The 18,181-nt window shown below is 71.2% G+C and carries 17 protein-coding genes and 1 pseudogene; 15 read left to right on the top strand and 3 right to left on the bottom strand.

The window, feature by feature from the left end; translation table 11 throughout:
- Positions 1-22: 22 nt before the first annotated feature.
- From ACX114_RS24300 to ACX114_RS24270, 7 genes and pseudogenes are all read left to right on the top strand, one after another.
- A complete protein-coding gene (locus ACX114_RS24300) occupies positions 23-670 on the top strand; it encodes an RNA polymerase sigma factor (RefSeq protein ID WP_206793212.1) in 648 nt (215 codons plus the stop codon).
- Positions 667-2,127 (top strand): anti-sigma factor family protein, encoded by a 1,461-nt coding sequence (locus tag ACX114_RS24295; protein ID WP_459288245.1) that lies wholly within the window; start codon positions 667-669, stop codon positions 2,125-2,127. The genes ACX114_RS24300 and ACX114_RS24295 overlap by 4 nt, the downstream gene beginning before the upstream one ends.
- 62 nt (positions 2,128-2,189) lie before the next feature.
- Positions 2,190-2,450: a hypothetical protein gene (locus tag ACX114_RS24290; protein WP_120565599.1), complete on the top strand. Its 261-nt coding sequence runs from the start codon at positions 2,190-2,192 to the stop codon at positions 2,448-2,450.
- A 232-nt stretch (positions 2,451-2,682) separates the two neighbouring features.
- On the top strand, positions 2,683-3,501 hold the full coding sequence (gene cpaB / locus ACX114_RS24285) for a Flp pilus assembly protein CpaB (protein ID WP_459288243.1): 819 nt from the start codon (positions 2,683-2,685) through the stop codon (positions 3,499-3,501).
- 80 nt (positions 3,502-3,581) lie between these two features.
- Positions 3,582-4,427 carry a type II secretion system F family protein gene (locus ACX114_RS24280; RefSeq protein WP_206793217.1) on the top strand — a complete coding sequence of 282 codons (846 nt, stop codon included), beginning with the start codon at positions 3,582-3,584 and terminating at the stop codon, positions 4,425-4,427.
- Between the two features lie 13 nt (positions 4,428-4,440).
- Positions 4,441-5,331, top strand: a complete 891-nt coding sequence (locus tag ACX114_RS24275; protein ID WP_459288240.1) for a type II secretion system F family protein — start codon at positions 4,441-4,443, stop codon at positions 5,329-5,331.
- 73 nt (positions 5,332-5,404) lie between these two features.
- Positions 5,405-5,560 (top strand): annotated as a pseudogene (locus tag ACX114_RS24270) (FHA domain-containing protein); the annotation flags it as partial.
- Here ACX114_RS24270 and ACX114_RS24265 read toward each other — a convergent pair.
- Positions 5,497-5,748 (bottom strand): hypothetical protein, encoded by a 252-nt coding sequence (locus tag ACX114_RS24265; protein ID WP_459300421.1) that lies wholly within the window; start codon positions 5,746-5,748, stop codon positions 5,497-5,499. The pseudogene ACX114_RS24270 and the gene ACX114_RS24265 sit on opposite strands and share 64 nt — an antisense overlap.
- A gap of 6 nt (positions 5,749-5,754) precedes the next feature.
- The gene (locus tag ACX114_RS24260; RefSeq protein WP_459300419.1) at positions 5,755-6,282 is read right to left on the bottom strand and encodes a hypothetical protein; all 528 of its coding nucleotides are present in this window, start codon (positions 6,280-6,282) and stop codon (positions 5,755-5,757) included.
- 499 nt (positions 6,283-6,781) lie between these two features.
- Here ACX114_RS24260 and ACX114_RS24255 point away from each other — a divergent pair, with 499 nt between their 5' ends.
- Genes ACX114_RS24255 through ACX114_RS24220 form a run of 8 tightly spaced genes read left to right on the top strand, consistent with a single transcriptional unit; the run spans position 6,782 to position 16,363 of the window.
- Positions 6,782-8,605, top strand: a complete 1,824-nt coding sequence (locus ACX114_RS24255; protein ID WP_459300262.1) for a hypothetical protein — start codon at positions 6,782-6,784, stop codon at positions 8,603-8,605.
- Between the two features lie 35 nt (positions 8,606-8,640).
- Positions 8,641-10,377: an FHA domain-containing protein gene (locus ACX114_RS24250; protein WP_459288239.1), complete on the top strand. Its 1,737-nt coding sequence runs from the start codon at positions 8,641-8,643 to the stop codon at positions 10,375-10,377.
- Complete coding sequence (gene xseA / locus ACX114_RS24245; RefSeq protein WP_459288237.1) at positions 10,374-12,095, top strand: exodeoxyribonuclease VII large subunit; 1,722 nt, start codon at positions 10,374-10,376, stop codon at positions 12,093-12,095. The genes ACX114_RS24250 and xseA overlap by 4 nt, the downstream gene beginning before the upstream one ends.
- 41 nt (positions 12,096-12,136) lie before the next feature.
- A complete protein-coding gene (xseB, locus tag ACX114_RS24240; RefSeq protein WP_014397651.1) occupies positions 12,137-12,475 on the top strand; it encodes an exodeoxyribonuclease VII small subunit in 339 nt (112 codons plus the stop codon).
- 30 nt (positions 12,476-12,505) lie between these two features.
- Complete coding sequence (locus ACX114_RS24235) at positions 12,506-12,895, top strand: response regulator (RefSeq protein ID WP_459288235.1); 390 nt, start codon at positions 12,506-12,508, stop codon at positions 12,893-12,895.
- Positions 12,896-12,900: 5 nt separating this feature from the next.
- Positions 12,901-13,794 (top strand): polyprenyl synthetase family protein, encoded by an 894-nt coding sequence (locus ACX114_RS24230; RefSeq protein ID WP_459288233.1) that lies wholly within the window; start codon positions 12,901-12,903, stop codon positions 13,792-13,794.
- Positions 13,794-15,626 carry a 1-deoxy-D-xylulose-5-phosphate synthase gene (locus ACX114_RS24225; RefSeq protein WP_459288231.1) on the top strand — a complete coding sequence of 611 codons (1,833 nt, stop codon included), beginning with the start codon at positions 13,794-13,796 and terminating at the stop codon, positions 15,624-15,626. Before ACX114_RS24230 ends, ACX114_RS24225 begins: the two co-directional genes overlap by 1 nt.
- Positions 15,623-16,363 carry a TlyA family RNA methyltransferase gene (locus ACX114_RS24220; protein ID WP_206793232.1) on the top strand — a complete coding sequence of 247 codons (741 nt, stop codon included), beginning with the start codon at positions 15,623-15,625 and terminating at the stop codon, positions 16,361-16,363. Before ACX114_RS24225 ends, ACX114_RS24220 begins: the two co-directional genes overlap by 4 nt.
- A gap of 9 nt (positions 16,364-16,372) precedes the next feature.
- Here ACX114_RS24220 and ACX114_RS24215 read toward each other — a convergent pair whose 3' ends face one another.
- Positions 16,373-17,935 (bottom strand): hypothetical protein, encoded by a 1,563-nt coding sequence (locus ACX114_RS24215; RefSeq protein WP_459288229.1) that lies wholly within the window; start codon positions 17,933-17,935, stop codon positions 16,373-16,375.
- Positions 17,936-18,181 lie beyond the last annotated feature (246 nt).

The raw sequence follows: 18,181 nt of genomic DNA, 5'->3' as shown, positions 1-18,181 counted from the left end.
AGGGGATGGCACCCGTGGCTTCATGGGCACTGGGGGAAGTTTGGCACCCGAAACCTCAGACGAGCAGCTGATGCTCGCCTTCCAGGCGGGAAACGCGCGTGCGTTCGAAGCGTTGGTGCGCAAGCACCGCGCGCCGGTGTTCAACTTCATCCTGCGCTTCGTGGGCCATAGGGCGCGGGCGGAGGACGTGCTGCAGGAGACCTGGCTCAAGGTGGTCCGCAGCGCCCGGGAATACGAGCCCAAGGCCCGGTTCACGACCTGGCTGTACACCATCGCGAGGAACCTCTGCGTGGACAGCACGCGCAAAGAGAGCTACCGCCAGGCGACGTCCCTGGAAGCCCCGTCGGCGGGTGCCGATGGCGACGAGGGACGTCCGCTGGGCGAGGGGCTGCCGGATGCCGGGGCCAGCCCGGAGCGCGGCGCGCACAACGCCCGCCTCCGGCCGCTCCTGGAGCGGGCCCTGTCGGCCCTGCCGGAGGAGCAGCGCGAGGTGTTCGTGCTGCGCGAGTACAGCGGCATCCCGTTCAAGGAGATCGCCGAGGTGACGGGCGTGTCCGAGAACACGGTGAAGAGCCGCATGCGCTACGCGTTGGAGGGCCTGCGCCGCCGCCTGGGTGAGCTGGGCGTGGACGGCGACCTGTCGGAGGATGGAAGGACGGTGGCGGGATGAATGCCCAGAATGCCCACGCGCACGAGGACCGGCTCCTCGATTTCGCCTACGGCGAGCTGCCCGCGTCGGAGGCCCAGGCGCTGGAGCAGCACGTCCAGGGTTGCGCGCGCTGCACCAAGGCGCTGGCGGACATCCGCGGCGTGCGAACCACCATGGCGCAGCTGTCGTCGGAGCCCGCGCCGGACGCGGGCCTGGAGTCGCTGCTCGCGTACGCACAGCAGTCCGCGCGCCGCGCCTCCGCCGGGCCCGAGCCGAAGCCCTCGCGCTGGCGCCGCTGGCTGTTGCCCGCGGTGGGCCTGGCCACGGTGAGCACCTTCGGTCTGCTGACGTTGACGGTGAGCGAGAACCTCGACCTGTCGCCGAACCTGTCGCGGAAGGCCGCGCCTGCTCTGGCGATGGAGGCGGCGAAGCAGGAAGCGCCGCCGAGGGATCAGCGCGCCCCGAGCGCCGTGGCCCCCGCGCCTTCGAGCGAGACCCTCGAAGTGGACGTGCCCGAGGGGGTCTCCTCGGACGCGCTGGCCGCCGCGCCGCGCGAGCTGGAGTTCAGCAAGAACCAGGTGGAGGCCAAGCCGAAGCGCAAGGACGCCGCCGCAGCCCGTCCGTCGGACTGGATGAACGCGGGCGGCGGTGGCGCGCTGCTGGAGCGCCGCGCGGAGGCCGAGGCTCCCAGGAAGAAGATGTCCAAGGCCGTCCGGGACGAGGCGGAAGAGTTCGCCGCGCTCGAGCAGGCGTCGGCTGGAGCGCCCGCGATGGAGGCGCCTCCGAAGGAAGAGCAGGCCGACGACGGCTACCTCGCGAAGGCCGAGCCCGCGCCGCGGCGTTCCTCGGGCAAGCTCAGCGACAAGGCCATGGGCACGAAGGGTGACTCCCTGCGGTTCGGTGAGTCGGCTTATGGCCGTGGGCTCGGCACGGACGATGACGAGAGCGTCGCCGCGGACGCGCCTCCGCCACCTCCTTCCGTGGCCTCCGCCCCCGTGGTCCAGGCCATGCCCACGACGCCAGCCGCCATGGGCTCCATCGGATCCGTCCGCGGTGCGCCGCCCCCGGAGCCTTCGACCGCCACGCCCAAGCCGGAGTCCGCCCGCGCGGAGGCCGCGAAGCCCGCTCCCGTGGAGAAGTCCGCCTCCAAGGAGGCGATGACGGCGCGCGACCTGTCCGCCCAGGCCCAGGCCGCCGCGAACCAGGGGGACCGCGCCCGGGAGGCACGGCTGCTGCGCGCCGCGCTCGCGGCTGGAGCCACTGGCAGTGAGCGGCTGGCGCTGCTCTCACGGCTCTGCGAGTCGGAGTCCGTCCAGGGCCGGACCCAGGAGGCCGCCGCCGTCTGCGGGCAGATCATCACGGAGGCCCCCGGCTCCAGCGCGGCGCAGCTGGCCCAGCGCCGCCTGCGTCAGGTCTCGCCTCCCGCGGCTCCGGCGTCCGCTCCGGCGAAGGCCGCGCCCGCCCAGCCCGCGCAGTAGGGGAGGGCGGGGCAGTCCACATGACCGATGCGTCCGGGGCCCGGGTCCTGGATAATGGGGACATGACGTCGGACGTGCACGCTCCCCCCGTGAACAGCCCCCGGAAGTCGCCGCCGCGCTCCCCGCGCCGGGCCCGCCGTGGCCAGGCCATGGTGGAGTACTCGATGATCAACTGGGTGTTGATCGTCGGGCTCGTCATCGGCGCCACGGTGAAGATCCGCTGGACGGACGACCGGCAGACCAACGTCATCGACCTGTTCCTCGAGGCGTACCAGATCTATTACGACTCGTTTTACTTCGTGCTGAACCTGCCGTTCCCCTGAGGGCCAGAAGGCCGCGGATCAACCCACTGCGTCGAGCTGTCCTCCCCCCTGGGCGGGCAGGCTCCGTGAGTGCTGGAGGTCCTGGGATTCCGCTTTGTCACGAGAGGTGGTTTTGACACCTGCTCTGGGGCATGGCTAACATCTTGCCCTGTTCGCGCCCTGGCATTGCCCCCTCGTCCAAAGCAGTCCTGCCGCCACGACGGCGCCCCACCGTTCTGGAGGACTTTGAACCATGTTGAAGGGTAAGACCCCGCTCGTCGTCGCACTGGTGCTCGGTTTGCTCGCGGGCATCGTGGCCTACTCGGCCATCAAGAAGAAGGAATCGGATGTGCGCCGCGGGTGGAACCTGGTGCCCGTGGTGGTGGCGGGCCAGGACATGCCCGAGGGGTCGGTCATCACGTACGAGATGATCTCCCAGCGCTCCGTGCCGGAGCAGTTCGTCACCTCGTCGGTGGTGAAGCCGGACTCCGCCAACTACATCGTGAACCAGAAGGTGCTGGTGGCGCTGCAGGCCGGCGACCCCATCCTCTGGAGCCAGTTCGAGACGACGAAGGCCGCCGAGCGCCTGTCCACGAAGGTGCAGAAGAAGGCGCGCGCCATCACCATCGAGGCGAAGAACACCACGTCCGTGGGCGGTTGGATCCGCCCCAACGACCACGTGGACATCATCGGCACGTTCCGCGATCCGCAGACGGACGAGAGCGTCGCGGTGACGCTGCTGCAGAACATCATCGTGGTCGCCACGGGCAAGATCACCGGCACCACGAACATCAACCTCATCCCTGAGAACCAGCGCGAGTACTCCAACGTCTCGCTGATGGTGCTGCCGGAAGAGGCGGAGATCCTGGTGCTGGCGGCGGAGCTGGGGCAGCTGACGCTGTCCTTGCGCAACGAGGACGACGTGGACCTCATCGAGGAGCGTGGCCGCGCGACCATCAGCACGCTGCTCTCCGGTGAGCGCACCCGCGTGCTGGAGCAGAAGCGCCGGGAGATCATCCAGATCATCAAGGGCAGTGGCAGCGGCGAGAAGGCCGCGGCCGGAGCTCCGTAGTCGTCGCGCGCGGGGCCGCTTTGCTTCCAGGCTGAAGCGGCCCTGCCGACCCCTCCCTCATCCCCCGGGGATTCGCGCCCATGCTCGCAGGTATCGTCCTCCTTCTCGTCACCGGCTCGGTGTTCTTCTTCAGCCTGGTGATCTTCAGCGTCCTGTCGAAGGCGTATGAGCAGTACCAGGAGCGCTACGTCGCCAAGTCGATGAACGACTTGAGCGACATGTTCCTCTTCATCGACGCGCGGCAGATGTTGATCCTCAACATCGCCTGCATGTGCCTTCTGGGCATCCTCAGCTACATCATCTTCAACCCCATCCTGGCGGTGCTCGCGACCATCTTCGGCTTCTTCCTGCCGATGCTGCTCGTGAAGCACTACCGCAAGCGCCGCATCAAGAAGTTCAACGTGCAGCTGGTGGACGCGCTGCAGGCCATGGCCAACGCGTTCAAGGCGGGTCTGACGTTCCCCCAGGCCATCGAGCACGTGGCGCGCGAGGCGATGCCGCCCCTGTCGCAGGAGTTCGGCCTCTTCGTGAAGGAAGTGAAGCTGGGCGTGCCGCTGGAGGAGGCGCTCGTGAACATGGGCCGCCGCGTGGGCAGCGACGACCTGGAGCTGGTGGTGGTGTCCACCAACATCGCGCGCCAGCTGGGCGGCAACATGGCGGAGATGTTCGAGACCATCTCCACGGTGATCCGCGAGCGCTTCCGCCTGGAAGGCAAGATCGACGCGCTGACGTCCCAGGGCAAGCTTCAAGGGTGGATCGTCGCGGCCATGCCGGCGGTGCTGGGCATGGTGCTCAACTACATGCGTCCGGACCTGATGGAGCCGATGATGAACCACATCTTCGGCTACATCCTGGTGACCCTGATCGCCATCATGGAGATCATGGGCATCCTCATCATCCGGCGCATCGTCAACATCGACATCTGAAACGAGGCGCACCGTGCAGGACGTCCTGACATTTCTGCTGATGGGCGGCTCGGCACTGCTGACCGCGGGCGCGGTGGCGTTCCTGGGCATCGGCCTCTACTCCAACCTCCTGGAGCGCTTCCTCACGGAAGTCCGCGACGAGTCCGCGGGCGGCATGAAGGGCGCGGGCTCCGTCGCCATCCGCAAGCTGGGCGCGATGAACCGGCGCTTCATGTGGCCGGGCTACGAGTCCAAGACGCGCCGCAAGCTGATCAAGGCGGGCGAGCCGTCCCAGTACAAGCCCGAGGACATCATGGCGCTGCAGGAGGTGAGTGCGTTCCTCGCGCTGCTCGCCGGCCTGTTCGTCGTCAACGGCCTGGGCGTGAACCTGGCCTGGTCGCTGCTGGTGATGCTGCTGGGCCTGTTCTATCCGCTCATCTGGTTGAACGACCAGGTGAAGCGCCGTCACCTGGCCATCAGCCGCGCGCTTCCGTACAACCTGGACCTGCTGACGCTGTCGGTGGAAGCGGGCATGGACTTCACGGGCGCGCTGGCGAAGGTGGTGGAGAAGGGCCGCCAGGGTCCGCTGCGTGAGGAGCTGCAGCTGGTGCTCAAGCAGCTCAAGATGGGCAAGACGCGTGAAGAGGCGCTCAAGAGCATGATCGTGCGCGTGGACCTGCCGTCGCTGACGACGTTCGTCACGGCGCTGATCCAGGCGGACAAGATGGGCACGAGCCTGGGCAAGGTGCTGCGCATCCAGTCCACGCAGATGCGCATCGACCGCACGCAGCGCGCGGAGAAGCTCGCGGGTGAGGCGCCGGTGAAGATGCTCTTCCCGCTCATCGCCTGCATCTTCCCGACGGTGTTCATGGTGCTCTTCGGGCCCATCGTGTTCCAGTTCATGTTCGGCAACGTCGGGGGCTAGTCCTCTGCCCATCCTGCTCACCATCACCCAGGGGCTCCAGGTTGGACGGGAGCTCGCCTTCGAGCAGGCCGAAGTGAAGATCGGCCGGACCTCGGAGAACGACCTGGTGCTGCATGACCACGGTGTCTCCCGGCGTCATGCCCGCATCACGGCGAGGAATGGGCGTTACTTCGCCGAGGACGTGGGCAGCGCGAACGGCACGCAGCTGAACGGCCAGCCATTGGGCGGCGAGAAGCAGCTGCGCGACGGCGACCGCATCACCGTGGGGCCGGTGGAGTTCACCTTCGTGTGGGTGGCGCCGGAGGATGACGACGACGTCACCCGGCCCATCCGGCGGGTGCTCGCGCCGCCCCACGCGCAGGTGTCGCCGCAGGGCGTGGAGCAGGCGTCGCTCGCGGAGATCGAAGCGGCGCCCACGAGCTATCAGCAGTCGATGCCGGCCATGGCCCGGCCGGCGTCCCCGCCGCGTCCGGGAATGGCCGTGCCCGCCCCGAAGAGTGGGGCGATGCCGGTGCCGGCGGCCACACCGAAGCGGCCCTCCGCTCCGGATCTGCCGGCGGTCGGCGCCGCCGCGCAGGCATCCGCGACGCCGGTCCGGCCCGCGCCGGGAGCGGCGACTCCGCCCAATCCTTCCGCGGGGCCACCTGTGCTGGGCGCTTCGGCGTCGGCCGCTTCGGGCAGGGTTCCCGCAGTTGCGCCTGCACTGGGCGCCTCGGCATCTGCTGCTTCGGGCAAGGTTCCCGCGAGTCCGCCTGCACTGGGGGCCTCGGCGTCAGCCGCTTCGGGCAAGGTTCCCGCGAGTCCGCCTGCACTGGGCGCTTCGGCGTCGGCTGCTTCGGGCAAGGTTCCCGCGAGTCCGCCTGCATTGGGCGCTTCGGCGTCGGCTGCTTCGGGCAAGGTTCCCGCGAGTCCGCCTGCATTGGGCGCTTCGGCGTCGGCCGCTTCGGGCAAGGTTCCCGCGAGTCCGCCTGCACTGGGGGCCTCGGCGTCAGCCGCTTCGGGCAAGGTTCCCGCCGCGCCTCCCGTATTGGGGACTTCCGCGCCAAGTGCTCCGGCCAAGGCTCCTGCGGGCCCCCCAGTGTTGGGAGCCTCCGCTCCGGGCGCGGGTGCTCCGGCCAAGGCTCCTGCGAGCCCTCCGGTGCTGAGCGCCTCGGCCGCGAACAAGGCTTCGGGCGCTTCCGCCTCCGTCCGGGCCTCCGGGCCGGGACTGGCCGCGGTCGGTGCCTCCGGTCCGGGCCGATCGTCCTCGCCGGGGGCCGCCTCCGAGCCTTCGCACCCCACCGCGATCGAGCTCCCCGCGGCCGGAATCCCTGCGCAGACGGCGACCTCCGCTCCAGCCCCCGTCGAGCCAGTGGCTGCCGCGAAGCGGAACGCCGTCGCGAACCTTCCCGGTGTCGGTTCGCCCTCGCTGGGCCTTGGGTCGTCCGCTGCTCCGGCGGCCCGGGGCGCCGTGGCGTCCGCGCTCGGCCTTCCGTTGATGTCGCCGCCGGGGCTCATCGCTCCGCCGCCTCCCGCACGGCCTTCCGTCATACCGCCTCCCGTGGACCTGGCCCCCGTGGTGCCGGATGAGCCCGAGGAGCGCACGCTGATGGCGATTCCCACGGCGGACGCACTCGCCGCGCCGCCCCCCGTGCTGCCCGTTCCGGAGCTGGACGAGCCCGAGGAGCGCACGCTGATGGCGATCTCCACGGTGGACTCGCCCGAGTTCGCCGCGGCGCTGCCTCCCGTGGCGCTGCCCGTTCCGGAGCTGGAGGAACCCGAGGAGCGCACGCTGATGGCGATTCCGGCGACCCCGGAAGCGCCACCCGTTGAAGACGCACCGCCGCCGCAGGAGGCCTCGCCCGCGCTGCTCCCTCCGGTAATGGAGGAGCCCGAGGAGCGGACCGTCCTCGACCTGCGGCCCATCACCCCGGTCAGTCCGCTCGTGGCCCCTCCGGTCCGCGTCGCGCTCGCCGCCCCCTCGGTCGACTCCAGCGAGCCCTCGACCTTCGTCGGCCAGGACGATGACCTCTCCTCGGCCCCCGAGGAGACCCGGGCCTCGGGCACCTTCACGGGCCAGGTCGAGCCCGGCCCCGTGGCACCTCCTCCGGCCTGGAGCCCGCCCGTCCCGCCGCCTTCGCCGGAGCCGGTGACGTTCGTCGGCCGGGACCGGGCCGCGCCTGCCCCGACCCTGGACCCCGGCCCGCTGCCGGGCGAAACCCCGGTGCTGGCCCGCGTGCCCGCTCCGGACGTGGAGGGTGACGCCACCCAGCCCGTGCCGGCCGACCTGGAGGACTCCTTCGTCCAGCCCCCGCCCAACGGCCCGGTGACGGTCGTCGCGAAGGTCGAGCCCTCGTCCGCAGCCGACAAGGCCCGCAGGCGGCGTCAACTGGCCAGGTCCCTCCAGGGCCAGTTCGTCCTCTTCTGGCAGCGTCAGTCGCTGCCCAAGCGGATCGGCCTCGGGGCGCTGGCGGCCGTGGCCGTGCTGGGCGTGGTGACGCTACTCGTGGCGCTCGCGGCCCCCACGGCCATCCGGCTCCCGGGCCGCGAACCCTTCCAACTGGGCATGGAGCCGGTGACGGACTCCTTCGGCCTGGGCGAGGGCGTGCGCTGGGTCCACGCCGACGACAAGCTCTTCGACTTCCGCTTCGTGTCCCCCACGCGCGCCGTGGCGGTGCTGCACTACCAGGCGAGCAGCATCGCCCGGGACGAGGTCAACCTGTCCCTCAACGGCGTGTCCCTGGGCTGGGTTCCCCCGGACACTGCCCAGACGGCCGAGCGTGAGCTGGAGCAAATCCTCCCGCCCAGCCTCCTGCGGCGCAACGCCAACAACCAGCTCCTCTTCGACAACGCCCTCAACCCGCCCGGCCGCGACCCGTGGCGCATCTGGAACCTGCGGCTGGAGATCATCCCGGTGCCAGAGGCGCCGCCGGACCAGCTGATCGCCTCCGCCCGGGAGGCCGCGAAGGCCGGGGCCCGCTTCTACGAGCTCAAGGACGTGGGCGCGGAGAACCTGTTCAAGGCGTGGCGGGAGTACCGCGCCGCGTGGATCACCCTGGAAGCGCTGGACGACAAGCCGGAGCTCTACGAGGACGTCCGGGAGCGGATCGCCCAGATTTCAACGGAGCTGGACCACCGCTGCAGCCAGCTGATGATGCAGTTCCAGCGGGCGGTTCAGTTCCGCAGCCGACGGGATGCGGTCGCGACCCTGGAAGACGTACGGAGACGCTTCCCTACGGCCGAGCATCGCTGCCACAATCTCGCGCTGGAAAGAGCCTATGAGCACGAGCTTTAGGGCTCGTGCCCCCCTCAGCAGGACGCGGTGACCCCATGTCGAACGCACCTCCCCCCGCCCGCCGACGGCCTACATCTGGCACGCCCTCCGCCGGGACCGGATCCCGCGCGCCGGTCCGCCGGTCGACCGCCGGTGCCGCCGCGGCCCGCCCCGCGAAGCTGGTCGTCGTCGCCGGCCCCATGGAGGGCGAGGAGTTCGCGCTCTCCGAGCTCGAGTACACGGTCGGCCGCTCCACGGACAACCCCATCTGCATCCAGGACACGTCCGTCTCCCGCAAGCACGTGACGCTGCGCAAGGAGTCCGCCGGCTGGATGGTCAGTGACATGGGCTCCGGCAACGGGACCATCGTCAACGGCGAGCCCATCGCCGAGGAGACGCTGCTCGCCAACGGCGACGTCATCACGCTGGGCGACTCGGAGCTGCGCTACGAGGACACCGCCAACAGCACCGCCAAGGTGCAGGCCCCCTCCAGCCCCCGGCCCCGTCCGTCCTCGGCGGGCCGCGGTGCCTCGGCCGCGCCCGCGCGTCCCGCCCGGGAAGGCCGCGCGCGCCCGCAGACGTCGCGTGCCGCAGCCGCCGCGGAGCTCACGCCGGAGATGCAGAAGAAGCGCATGCGGATCAAGCTCGCGGGCGCCGCCGTGCTGGTGCTGCTCTTCGCGGACCTGGGCGTCGCGCGCTCGCGCATGCGTGCGCAGGCGGAAGAGCAGGGCCGCATCGAAGCGGAGCAGCGCAGCTACCGCGAGCAACTGGGCGGCCTCTTCCAGGAGGCCAAGAACCTGGTGCGCGAGGGCCAGTGGCAGCAGGCCAAGGCGAAGCTGGAGGAACTCCACGCGCAGGCGCCGGACTACCCCGGCGTGGCGGACTACCTGAAGGCCGCGGAGCGGGAGATTCCCAACCAGAACCACCTGATCACGGCCAAGGCGGCGCTGGACAAGGGCGAGCTGGCGAACGCGAAGGCGTCCATCGAGAAGGTGACCAGCGACACCCAGCTCTACGAGCAGCTGAAGACGGCGCGCAAGAACCTGGCGGACGCCGCCGACACGCGCACGAAGGAGGCCAAGCGGCTCCTGGACTCCCGCCAGCTGGAGAGCGTGCAGCAGGCCAAGGCCATCACAGACGACGTGCTCGCGACCTTCCCCGAGCACCGCGACGGCAAGCTCGTGAATGACGACGCCGTGCGCGTCATCGCGGACCTGACGCGTCCGGATCCGGTGCGCGTGGCCGCGGCGCCCAAGCCGTGGGAGCCCGCGGTGGACCGCTTCCGCGACGCGGACATCACCGGCGCGGTGGCCATCCTCAACGCGTGCGCGGCCAAGACGGCCCAGTGCAAGCAACTGATGGCGCAGGTGACGGAGTTCGGCAACCTCTACAAGAAGCTGGAGGACCTGGACGCCAAGGGGCTCACCCGCCTGCTCGCGCTGGACAAGGACATCACCGACGGGCGCACGAGCAAGATGGCGCGCAACGCGGGCACCCGCGCGGGCAACATCTATTACAAGAGCGCCGCGGGCGCGAAGGCCGCCGGCCAGTGGTCGCGCGCCATGGAGTTCGCCCGCCGCGCGCTCCAGGCGGACCCCAGCCACGCGGGCGCCGCCAACATCGTCAACGACCTCAAGGGCAAGGCGAAGGACCTGTACATGCAGGCCTACTCCATCAAGGACTCCAGCCCGGAGGACGCGCTGCCCAAGTTCCGCGACGTCGTCGCGATGACGCCGCCGGACGACGAGCTGCACGGCAAGGCCCAGGGCTGGGTCGAGAAGCTGTCGCGATGAAGAAGCGCAAGGGGATGGAGCCGCCCCCGGCCGACGAGCCGGGGCAGGGCGACCTGTTCGGCACGTCGCTGCTACCCCCCTTGCGTCCCGCGCCGGCGAAGGCCGCCAGCACGGGCAAGCCGCCTCCGGCCCCCCCGGCTCCCCCGACCGCGCCGGTGGCCGAGCTCGCCGCGCCGCCCCCGGCCGCCGTCACGCCGCCGCCGCGCCCGGAGCGCACGGTGCTGTCGGTGGGCGAGCTCACCCGGCAGATCAAGCAGACGGTGGAGTCGCGCTTCCCGCGCGTGATGGTGCGCGGCGAGGTGTCCAGCTTCCGCGGCGCCAACGCGCGCGGCCACTGGTACTTCACGCTCAAGGACTCGGACGCCTCCATCGACGCGAAGGTGTGGGCGTCCATGGCGTCGCGGATCCGCTTCGCGCTGCGCGACGGCATGGAGGTGGTGGCCGAGGGCAGCGTCGACCTGTACGAGCCGCAGGGCCGCTACAGCCTCATCGTGTCCCGGCTGGAGCCGGTGGGCGAGGGCGCGCTGGCGCTCGCGTTCGAGCAGCTCAAGCAGCGGCTGGCGGCGGAGGGGCTCATCGGCGACCGGCGCGTGCGGCCCCCCCGGACCGTGCCGTTTTTGCCCCGGCGCATCGGCGTCGTCACGAGCCGCACCGGCGCGGCGCTCCAGGACTTCCTGCGCGTGCTGCACTCGCGCAACCCCCGGCTGGGCGTGCTGCTGGCGGACGCGCGCGTGCAGGGCGAGGGCTCCGCGGAGGACGTGGCGCGGGCCATCGAGCGGCTTGCGCGCACCGACGTGGACGTCATCGTCGTGACGCGCGGCGGAGGCTCCGTGGAGGACCTCTGGACGTTCAACGAGGAGCGGGTGGCGCGCGCCATCTTCGCCTCGCCGGTGCCGGTGGTGTCCGCCATCGGCCATGAGATCGACTTCACCATCTCCGACTTCGTCGCGGACCTGCGCGCGCCCACGCCCAGCGCGGCGGCGGAGCGGCTGGCGCCGGTGCTCGCGGACCTGGAGCTGACGCTGGCCACGCAGTCCGGCCGCCTGCGCCGGGCCATGGAGCGCCGGGTGCTGGAGCTGCGCCAGAGCCAGGGCGAGCTTCGCGCGCGGCTGCCCGACCCGCGCCGCGAGGTGAACCACCAGCGTCTGCACCTGTCCGAACAGGTGGAGGCGATGATGCGCGTGCTGCGCCCCCGCGTGCGTCAGGACCGGGAGACGTTGCGCGGCTTGCAGGAGCGGTTGCAGCGGGCGCGGCCCCAGACGCGGCTGTCGGAGCAGCGGGCGCACCTGCTGAAGCTGGCCATGCGCCTGTCGGAGGCGGCGCGCGCGGGCGTGTCCCGGCGGCGGGGCGCGCTGGCGGATTCTCGGCTGGGGCTGGAGCGGCAATCCCCCACGGCGCGGGTGGCGGCCGAGCGGGCGAAGGTGGCCCAGGCGCGGTCGCGGCTCCTGGAGCTGCAGCGGGGCATGCTGGCGTCCGCGCAGACGCACTTCGGACGGTTGGGGGGCCGCCTGGACGCCTTGAGCCCCCTGAAGGTGATGTCCCGAGGCTACGCGGTGACGTTCCGCCAGCGGGACGGCGTCGTGGTGCGCTCCACGGCGGACGTGGTGGTGGGAGACGTGCTGGGCATCAAGCTGGCGGCCCACGGGGCGAAAACCCTGGGTGGGTGTGAAGAAATCGAAGCGACCGTTACCAGCCTGAAAGGCCCGGTGGACTGCTAGCGGGCCACCCTCTACATTCCGCGCCCCGCTCGGGGAGGTGGATGGCCGTGGCGAAGTCGGACAAGAACCCCAAGGTGGAGCCCGCTCCGGAGCAGTACGGGGACGTTGTGTCGCGCCTGGAAGAGACGGTGGCGCGGCTGGAAAGCGGCGACCTGTCGTTGGAAGAGTCCCTCAAGGCGTTCGAGGAGGGCATCCGCCTCGTCCGCCGGGGCGAGAAGCTGCTCACGGAGGCCGAGCAGCGCATCGAGCAGCTGCTGGTGGACGAGGACGGCCAGGACGTGGTGGCGCCGCTCGCGGTGGCGGCGCGTCCCGCTCCCCAGGCCGCCCCCCGGACGACCGCTCAGGCGCGTCCGCCACCGGAGGACGATGTCCCGTTCTAGGCATCAGCTGGGGAAGGGCGGAGGCCGGGCATGTCGAAGCCGAAGATTACGATTGTCGATGACGACCGCGACACGCGCGAGCTGCTCGCCGAGGCCCTGGGGGCCGAGGGGTTCGAGGTGATGTCCGCGGCCAATGGCCTGCGGCTCGTCGCGTCGCTGGAGCTGCACCGGCCGCACGCCATCCTCCTGGACGTGAACATGTCCTGGATCAACGGCTTCGAGCTGTGCCAGGCCGTGAAGCAGAACAAGCAGTTCCGGGACATCCCCATCATCTTCATCAGCGGGCGGGGAGACCCGGAGGACAAGCGGCGAGGCATGGAGGTCGGCGCGGCCGACTACTTCGTGAAGCCGCTGGAGCTGGATTCGCTCGTCAAGCGCATCCGCCAACTCATCCCCGCCGACGTGGCGAAGGAGCCCTGACGCCGATGGCCGCATTCAACCTGGAACCCTTCATGCGCACGCACCAGGCGCGGGTGGAGGCGCTCCTGCTCGACCGCGCGGACCGCCTGGGGCCCGCGGGCACGCCGCCTCGGCTGGCGGAGGCCATGCGCTACTCGCTGCTCGCGGGCGGCAAGCGCCTGCGCCCCGTGCTGTGCCTGGCCTTCGCGGACGCGGTGTCGAAGGCGAGCACCAAGAACGACGTGGCGTTGGATGCGGCGTGCGCGCTGGAGTACGTACACACCTATTCGCTGGTGCACGACGACCTGCCCTGCCTGGACAATGACGACCTGCGCCGGGGCCGGCCCACGAACCACAAGGTGTACGGCGAACCGCTGGCGCTGCTGGCCGGGGACGGGCTGTTGACGGAGGCCTTCCACGTGCTCGCCGGAGGGCCGGAGCCGGTGCGCGGCATCCTGTGCGCGGAGCTGGCGCGCGCGGCGGGCGCGAGCGGGATGGTGGGCGGGCAGGTGTTGGACATCGCGGCGGACCGGGCCGCGGCGCTGGACTACCTGCTGCGGCTGCACCGGATGAAGACGGGCGCGCTCATCCTCGCGGCGTGCCGGATGGGCGTGCTGGCGGCCGGCGGTGACGCGGCGGCGCTGGCGAGCGCGGTGACGTACGGCGAGGCGGTGGGCCTGGCCTTCCAGATCGCCGACGACGTGCTGGACGTGACCTCCAGCGCGGAGGCCATGGGCAAGCCGGTGGGCGCGGACGCGGAGGCGGGGCGCTTCACCTTCCCGGCGGTGGTGGGGCTGGACGAGTCCCGCCGCATGGCCGACGAGCTGGTGGCCCGGGCGGAGGCCGCGGTGCGCCCGCTGGAGGGCGTGGACGGTCCGCTGGCGGCGCTGGCGCGCTACTCGGTGGAGCGGAAGTCCTGATGGCGGACGTGCTGTCCGGTGTCGCGTCTCCCGCGGATGTGCGCGCGCTCCCCGAGGACGCGCTGCCCGGCCTGTGCGAGGCGCTGCGCGAGGCCATCATCACCACGTGCGGTCGCGTGGGCGGCCACCTGGGCGCGTCGCTGGGCGCGGTCGAATTGATCGTGGCCCTGCACCGTGTCTTCCACACGCCGCAGGATGCGCTGCTCTTCGACGTGGGGCACCAGGCCTACGCGCACAAGCTGCTCACCGGCCGGCGCGACCGGATGCACACGCTGCGGCAGGCGGACGGCATCGCGCCGTTCCTGGACCCGCGCGAGAGCCACCACGACGCGCTGGCGGCCGGTCATGCGTGCACGGCCATCTCCGCGGCGCTGGGGCTGCTCTCCGGCCGGCGGCAACTGGGCCACACGGGCCACGTGGTGGCGGTGGTGGGCGACGGCGCGCTCACCGGGGGCCTGAGCTTCGAGGGGCTCAACAACGCGGGGGGCAGCCCGCTGCCGCTCGTGGTGGTGCTCAACGACAACCAGATGTCCATCAGCGCGAACGTGGGCGCCATCCCCGCGCTCCTGCGCACGCGCAACGCCCGCGCCTTCTTCGAATCGCTGGGCTTCACCTACCTGGGCCCGGTGGACGGGCACGACCTGGGCGCGCTCACGCGGGCCCTGCGCGAGGCGAAGGCATCGTCGCGCCCGGTGGTGGTGCACGCGCTGACGAAGAAGGGGCGCGGCTTTCCACCCGCGGAGGCGGACGAGCAGACGCGTGGCCACGCGATGGGGCCGTACGAGTGGCGCGACGGCAAGCTGGTGCGCTCGCGCGGAGGACGGCCCACGTTCAGCGAGGCCTTCGCCCAGGTCCTGGGCGAAGCGCTGGAGCGCGACCCGCGCGTGGTGGCCGTGACACCCGCGATGTTGGAGGGCAGCGCGCTCACCGGCTTGAAGGCGCGCTTCCCGGACCGCGTGCACGACGTGGGCATCGCGGAGCAGCACGCGGTGACGTTCTGCGCGGGGCTGGCCGCGGCGGGCGCGAAGCCGGTTTGCGTCATCTACTCCACCTTCCTCCAGCGCGCGTACGACCAGGTGGTCCACGACGTGTGCTTGCCGGGGCTGCCCGTCGTCTTCGCGGTGGACCGGGCAGGGCTCGTGGGCGCGGACGGCGCCACGCACCAGGGCGCCTACGACGTGTCCTTCCTCCGGCCGCTGCCGGGCCTCACGCAATGGGCCCCAGTGGTGGGGGAGGACCTGGGGCCGATGCTCGCCACCGCGCTCCAGGCCCCTGGGCCCTCCGTGCTGCGCTTCCCGCGAGGCACGTTGCCGGACCTCCCGCCGGAATTGGCACAGGGCGGGGCGGATGTCCCGGGACAACCGACGCGCGCTGGCGCGGTAGGGGCGATGGGCTCCGCGGCCTCGCGGGGGACGCCGGCCGCGTTCCCCTTGCCGGGCGCGCGCTGGCTGAAGCGCGTGGCCGGTTCGCGGCTGACGTTGGTGACACTCGGACCGCTGGGCCTGTCCGCGCTGGAGGCCGCGCGGTCCGAGCCGGATTGGTGCGTGCTGGACGTGCGCCGGGCGTGGCCGCTGGATGAGGCCGCGCTGCTGGAGGCCGCGGCGGGCGGGCATGTGGTGGTGGCGGAGGAGGGCACCGTCCGGGGCGGTCTGGGTAGCGCGGTGCTGGAGCTGTACGCCGCGTCGGGCGTGTCCCCCCGGGTGACGCTCCTGGGCATGCCGGATGTCTTCCTGCCGCACGGAGACGCGCGGGTGCAGCGCACGCAACTGGGACTGGACGCGGCGGGCCTGCGGCGCGCGGGCCGTGCGCTGCTGGGAGAGGAGAGCCGGTGAAGCCGAAGAAGGAACGCCTGGACGTGCTGGTGGTGGAGCGCGGGCTCGCCGAGTCGCGCACCAAGGCCCAGGCGCTCATCCTCGCCGGCCAGGTGGTGGTGGCCGACCAGCGCGTGGACAAGCCCGGCTCCCTCGTCCCCGTGGAGGCCGAGCTGCGCCTCAAGGGCGAGGTGCTGCCGTACGTGTCGCGCGGCGGCCTCAAGCTGAAGGCCGCCATGGACCGCTTCGGCCTGGACGTGACGGGCCGCGTGGGCGCGGACATCGGCGCCAGCACCGGCGGCTTCACCGACTGCCTGCTCCAACACGGCGCGGTGCGGGTGCACGCCATCGACGTGGGCTACGGACAGCTGCACGAGAAGCTGCGCGTGGACCCTCGCGTGCGCTCCCGCGAGCGGGTCAACGCGCGCTACCTCACGGACGAGGACCTGCCGGAGAAGGTGGGCGTGGTCGTCATCGACGTGAGCTTCATCTCGCTCACCCAGGTGCTGCCGTCGGTGCTGCCGTTCCTCTCACCGGGCGGCCTGCTCATCGCCCTGGTGAAGCCCCAGTTCGAGGTGGGCCCGGAGCGCGTGGGCAAGGGCGGCGTGGTGCGCGACCCGGCCGCGCGGCAGGACGCCATCGACACCGTGACGGCCTTCGTGCGCGAGCACGGGCTCAGCGTGCGCGGGGTGATGGACTCACCCGTGCCCGGGCCCGCCGGCAACGTGGAAGCGCTCCTCGTCGCCGACAGGCCCTGAGGCCCGCCGTCACGGCTTGACGGCGCGGTACTCGGGCAGCGTGAGGGCCTGGACCAGGTTGTTGCCCACGCGCATCCACAGCCGCCCGCTGTCATCCACGGAGCAGGACAGGCTGCTGGAGACCTCGTAGCGGAACAGCTCGCCCTTTTCGGCGGAGTCCACCGCGACGATCTCCTGGGGCAGGGCGCCCGCCACGTTCGGGCCGGTGAGCAGGTAGAACTCCGGGCTCGTCGGCTGGCCCAGCTGCACCTGGAGGATGCGCAGCTGCCCGGACGCGTCCACGGACGTGCCGCCCTTGTTGGCGACGATGCCGTTCACCGAGTCCAGGAACCACACGCGCTGGTCGCCAATGGCCGCCAGCCGCGAACCGGCCGAGTACGGCAAGAGGAAGCGGATGGGCACCGGGAAGGTGGTGCTGGACCAGCGGTACGCGGTGCCCTCGCAGCCCGCGGCCTCCGTGGAGCAGGCCTCGATGCGCGACTGGTTGTTGGCGAAGTCGAACGACATGTAGAGCGTGGAGCCGTCCACGCTGAACGACGCGGGCGGGGGCGCGCTGATGAGACCGTTGTACTTGTAGATGACGCGCGTGTTCACCGGCTGGAGGTCCGCGCTCGTGGCGTTGGCATCCAGGGTGGCGATCTCAATCTGCAGCGTGTTCCCGCCGCCACCCGCGTCGGTCGGGTAGGCCACCAGCACCTGCTGGCCCTTCTCCTTGGGCGGGGTGATGGGCTGCAGCGGCGCGTTCTCGAACGTCCACTGGAAGGAGCCGCCGGACGCCGTGTGCTTGAGGCGCGACACCGTGTACAGGTCGTTCACCAGCGCGTCGCCGTTGGCCATCACGGACAGCTGCTGCAGCTTGTACGTGGGCGCGGTGCGGCCAGTGATGGCGAAGTTGGCGTCCACCGCCACGGCGCCCGAGCCCGGCGTCCACACCCACCGCTTGCCGCTCTGGCCATTGATGCTGGTGATGACCGTGGAGGAGCTGCACGGGATGCCCATCTCCACCGAGTTGCGCACCACGCCCGCCGAGTCCACGCGGAAGAGCGTGCCGGAGCCCGTGGTGGGGTTGCCGCACCCGATGAAGGCGACGTTCGTGCCGCTGCCCTCGGCGATGAAGAAGTCCGTCACCACCTGGCCGTTGGGGTCCGGATCCTTGATGACCTTCGTCACCGGCAGGAACGTGGCCGCCTGCGGCTGGGACACGTTCGTCCGGCCGTCCGAGCACGTCGCCCGCGCGTTGAGCGACAGGCCCACGGCGAGGCCGCGCGTGTACTTGATTTCATTCGCGGCCAGCTCGAAGTCCATGGAGCCGCTGGTGTACGGCACGGTCTTCAGGAACGTGTCCCGGTCGTAGATGTCCACCTGCGACACGGCGTCACACCCGGACACGATGACCCGCACCGTCAGCGACGGGGCCGCCGTGTTGGGCTGCGGCACGGTGAGGGTCACCGTCGGCGGGTCCGGAGTAGGGGCCGGCTTCTCGCCACCACAGGCGGCGAACACGGAAGCACAGAGGGTCAGCGAGGCCAGGAAGGCCCGCGGCGCGAACGGGCGCGAAGGGACGGAGTGCATGGTTTCGCACTCTACCGCGCTCCCTCGGGAAGCGGGCGGGGCCACGTCCCAGCGCCTTCACCCGGATTCCTGATCGCGGGATCCCCTGGAAAAACCCCGGTGGGCGCCTGCCTGCCCGCACTGCCTCCGGCCGAACGCCAAGAGTGGTGCTGGAAGAAAGTGACAGTCTGGCTGTTTTCGTGGGATTCCGCCGCTACAAGGGCCAGGCGAGCGGTTTCCGGTCATCGGACCGTCACGTGCGTGCGG

The sequence above is a fragment of the Corallococcus sp. M7 genome (genome assembly GCF_054512695.1).
The sequence above is the reverse complement of the archived record's forward strand: the minus strand, read 5'-3'. Positions and strand labels throughout refer to the sequence as shown.

What these genes read in the sequence shown, in the direction of transcription:
- ACX114_RS24300 (WP_206793212.1), top strand. Translation starts at nt 23, where the DNA reads ATGGGCACTGGGGGAAGTTTGGCACCCGAAACCTCAGACGAGCAGCTG.
- ACX114_RS24295 (WP_459288245.1), top strand. Translation starts at nt 667, where the DNA reads ATGAATGCCCAGAATGCCCACGCGCACGAGGACCGGCTCCTCGATTTC.
- ACX114_RS24290 (WP_120565599.1), top strand. Translation starts at nt 2,190, where the DNA reads ATGACGTCGGACGTGCACGCTCCCCCCGTGAACAGCCCCCGGAAGTCG.
- cpaB (WP_459288243.1), top strand. Translation starts at nt 2,683, where the DNA reads ATGTTGAAGGGTAAGACCCCGCTCGTCGTCGCACTGGTGCTCGGTTTG.
- ACX114_RS24280 (WP_206793217.1), top strand. Translation starts at nt 3,582, where the DNA reads ATGCTCGCAGGTATCGTCCTCCTTCTCGTCACCGGCTCGGTGTTCTTC.
- ACX114_RS24250 (WP_459288239.1), top strand. Translation starts at nt 8,641, where the DNA reads ATGTCGAACGCACCTCCCCCCGCCCGCCGACGGCCTACATCTGGCACG.
- xseA (WP_459288237.1), top strand. Translation starts at nt 10,374, where the DNA reads ATGAAGAAGCGCAAGGGGATGGAGCCGCCCCCGGCCGACGAGCCGGGG.
- xseB (WP_014397651.1), top strand. Translation starts at nt 12,137, where the DNA reads ATGGCCGTGGCGAAGTCGGACAAGAACCCCAAGGTGGAGCCCGCTCCG.
- ACX114_RS24235 (WP_459288235.1), top strand. Translation starts at nt 12,506, where the DNA reads ATGTCGAAGCCGAAGATTACGATTGTCGATGACGACCGCGACACGCGC.
- ACX114_RS24230 (WP_459288233.1), top strand. Translation starts at nt 12,901, where the DNA reads ATGGCCGCATTCAACCTGGAACCCTTCATGCGCACGCACCAGGCGCGG.
- ACX114_RS24225 (WP_459288231.1), top strand. Translation starts at nt 13,794, where the DNA reads ATGGCGGACGTGCTGTCCGGTGTCGCGTCTCCCGCGGATGTGCGCGCG.
- ACX114_RS24215 (WP_459288229.1), bottom strand. Translation starts at nt 17,935, where the DNA reads ATGCACTCCGTCCCTTCGCGCCCGTTCGCGCCGCGGGCCTTCCTGGCC.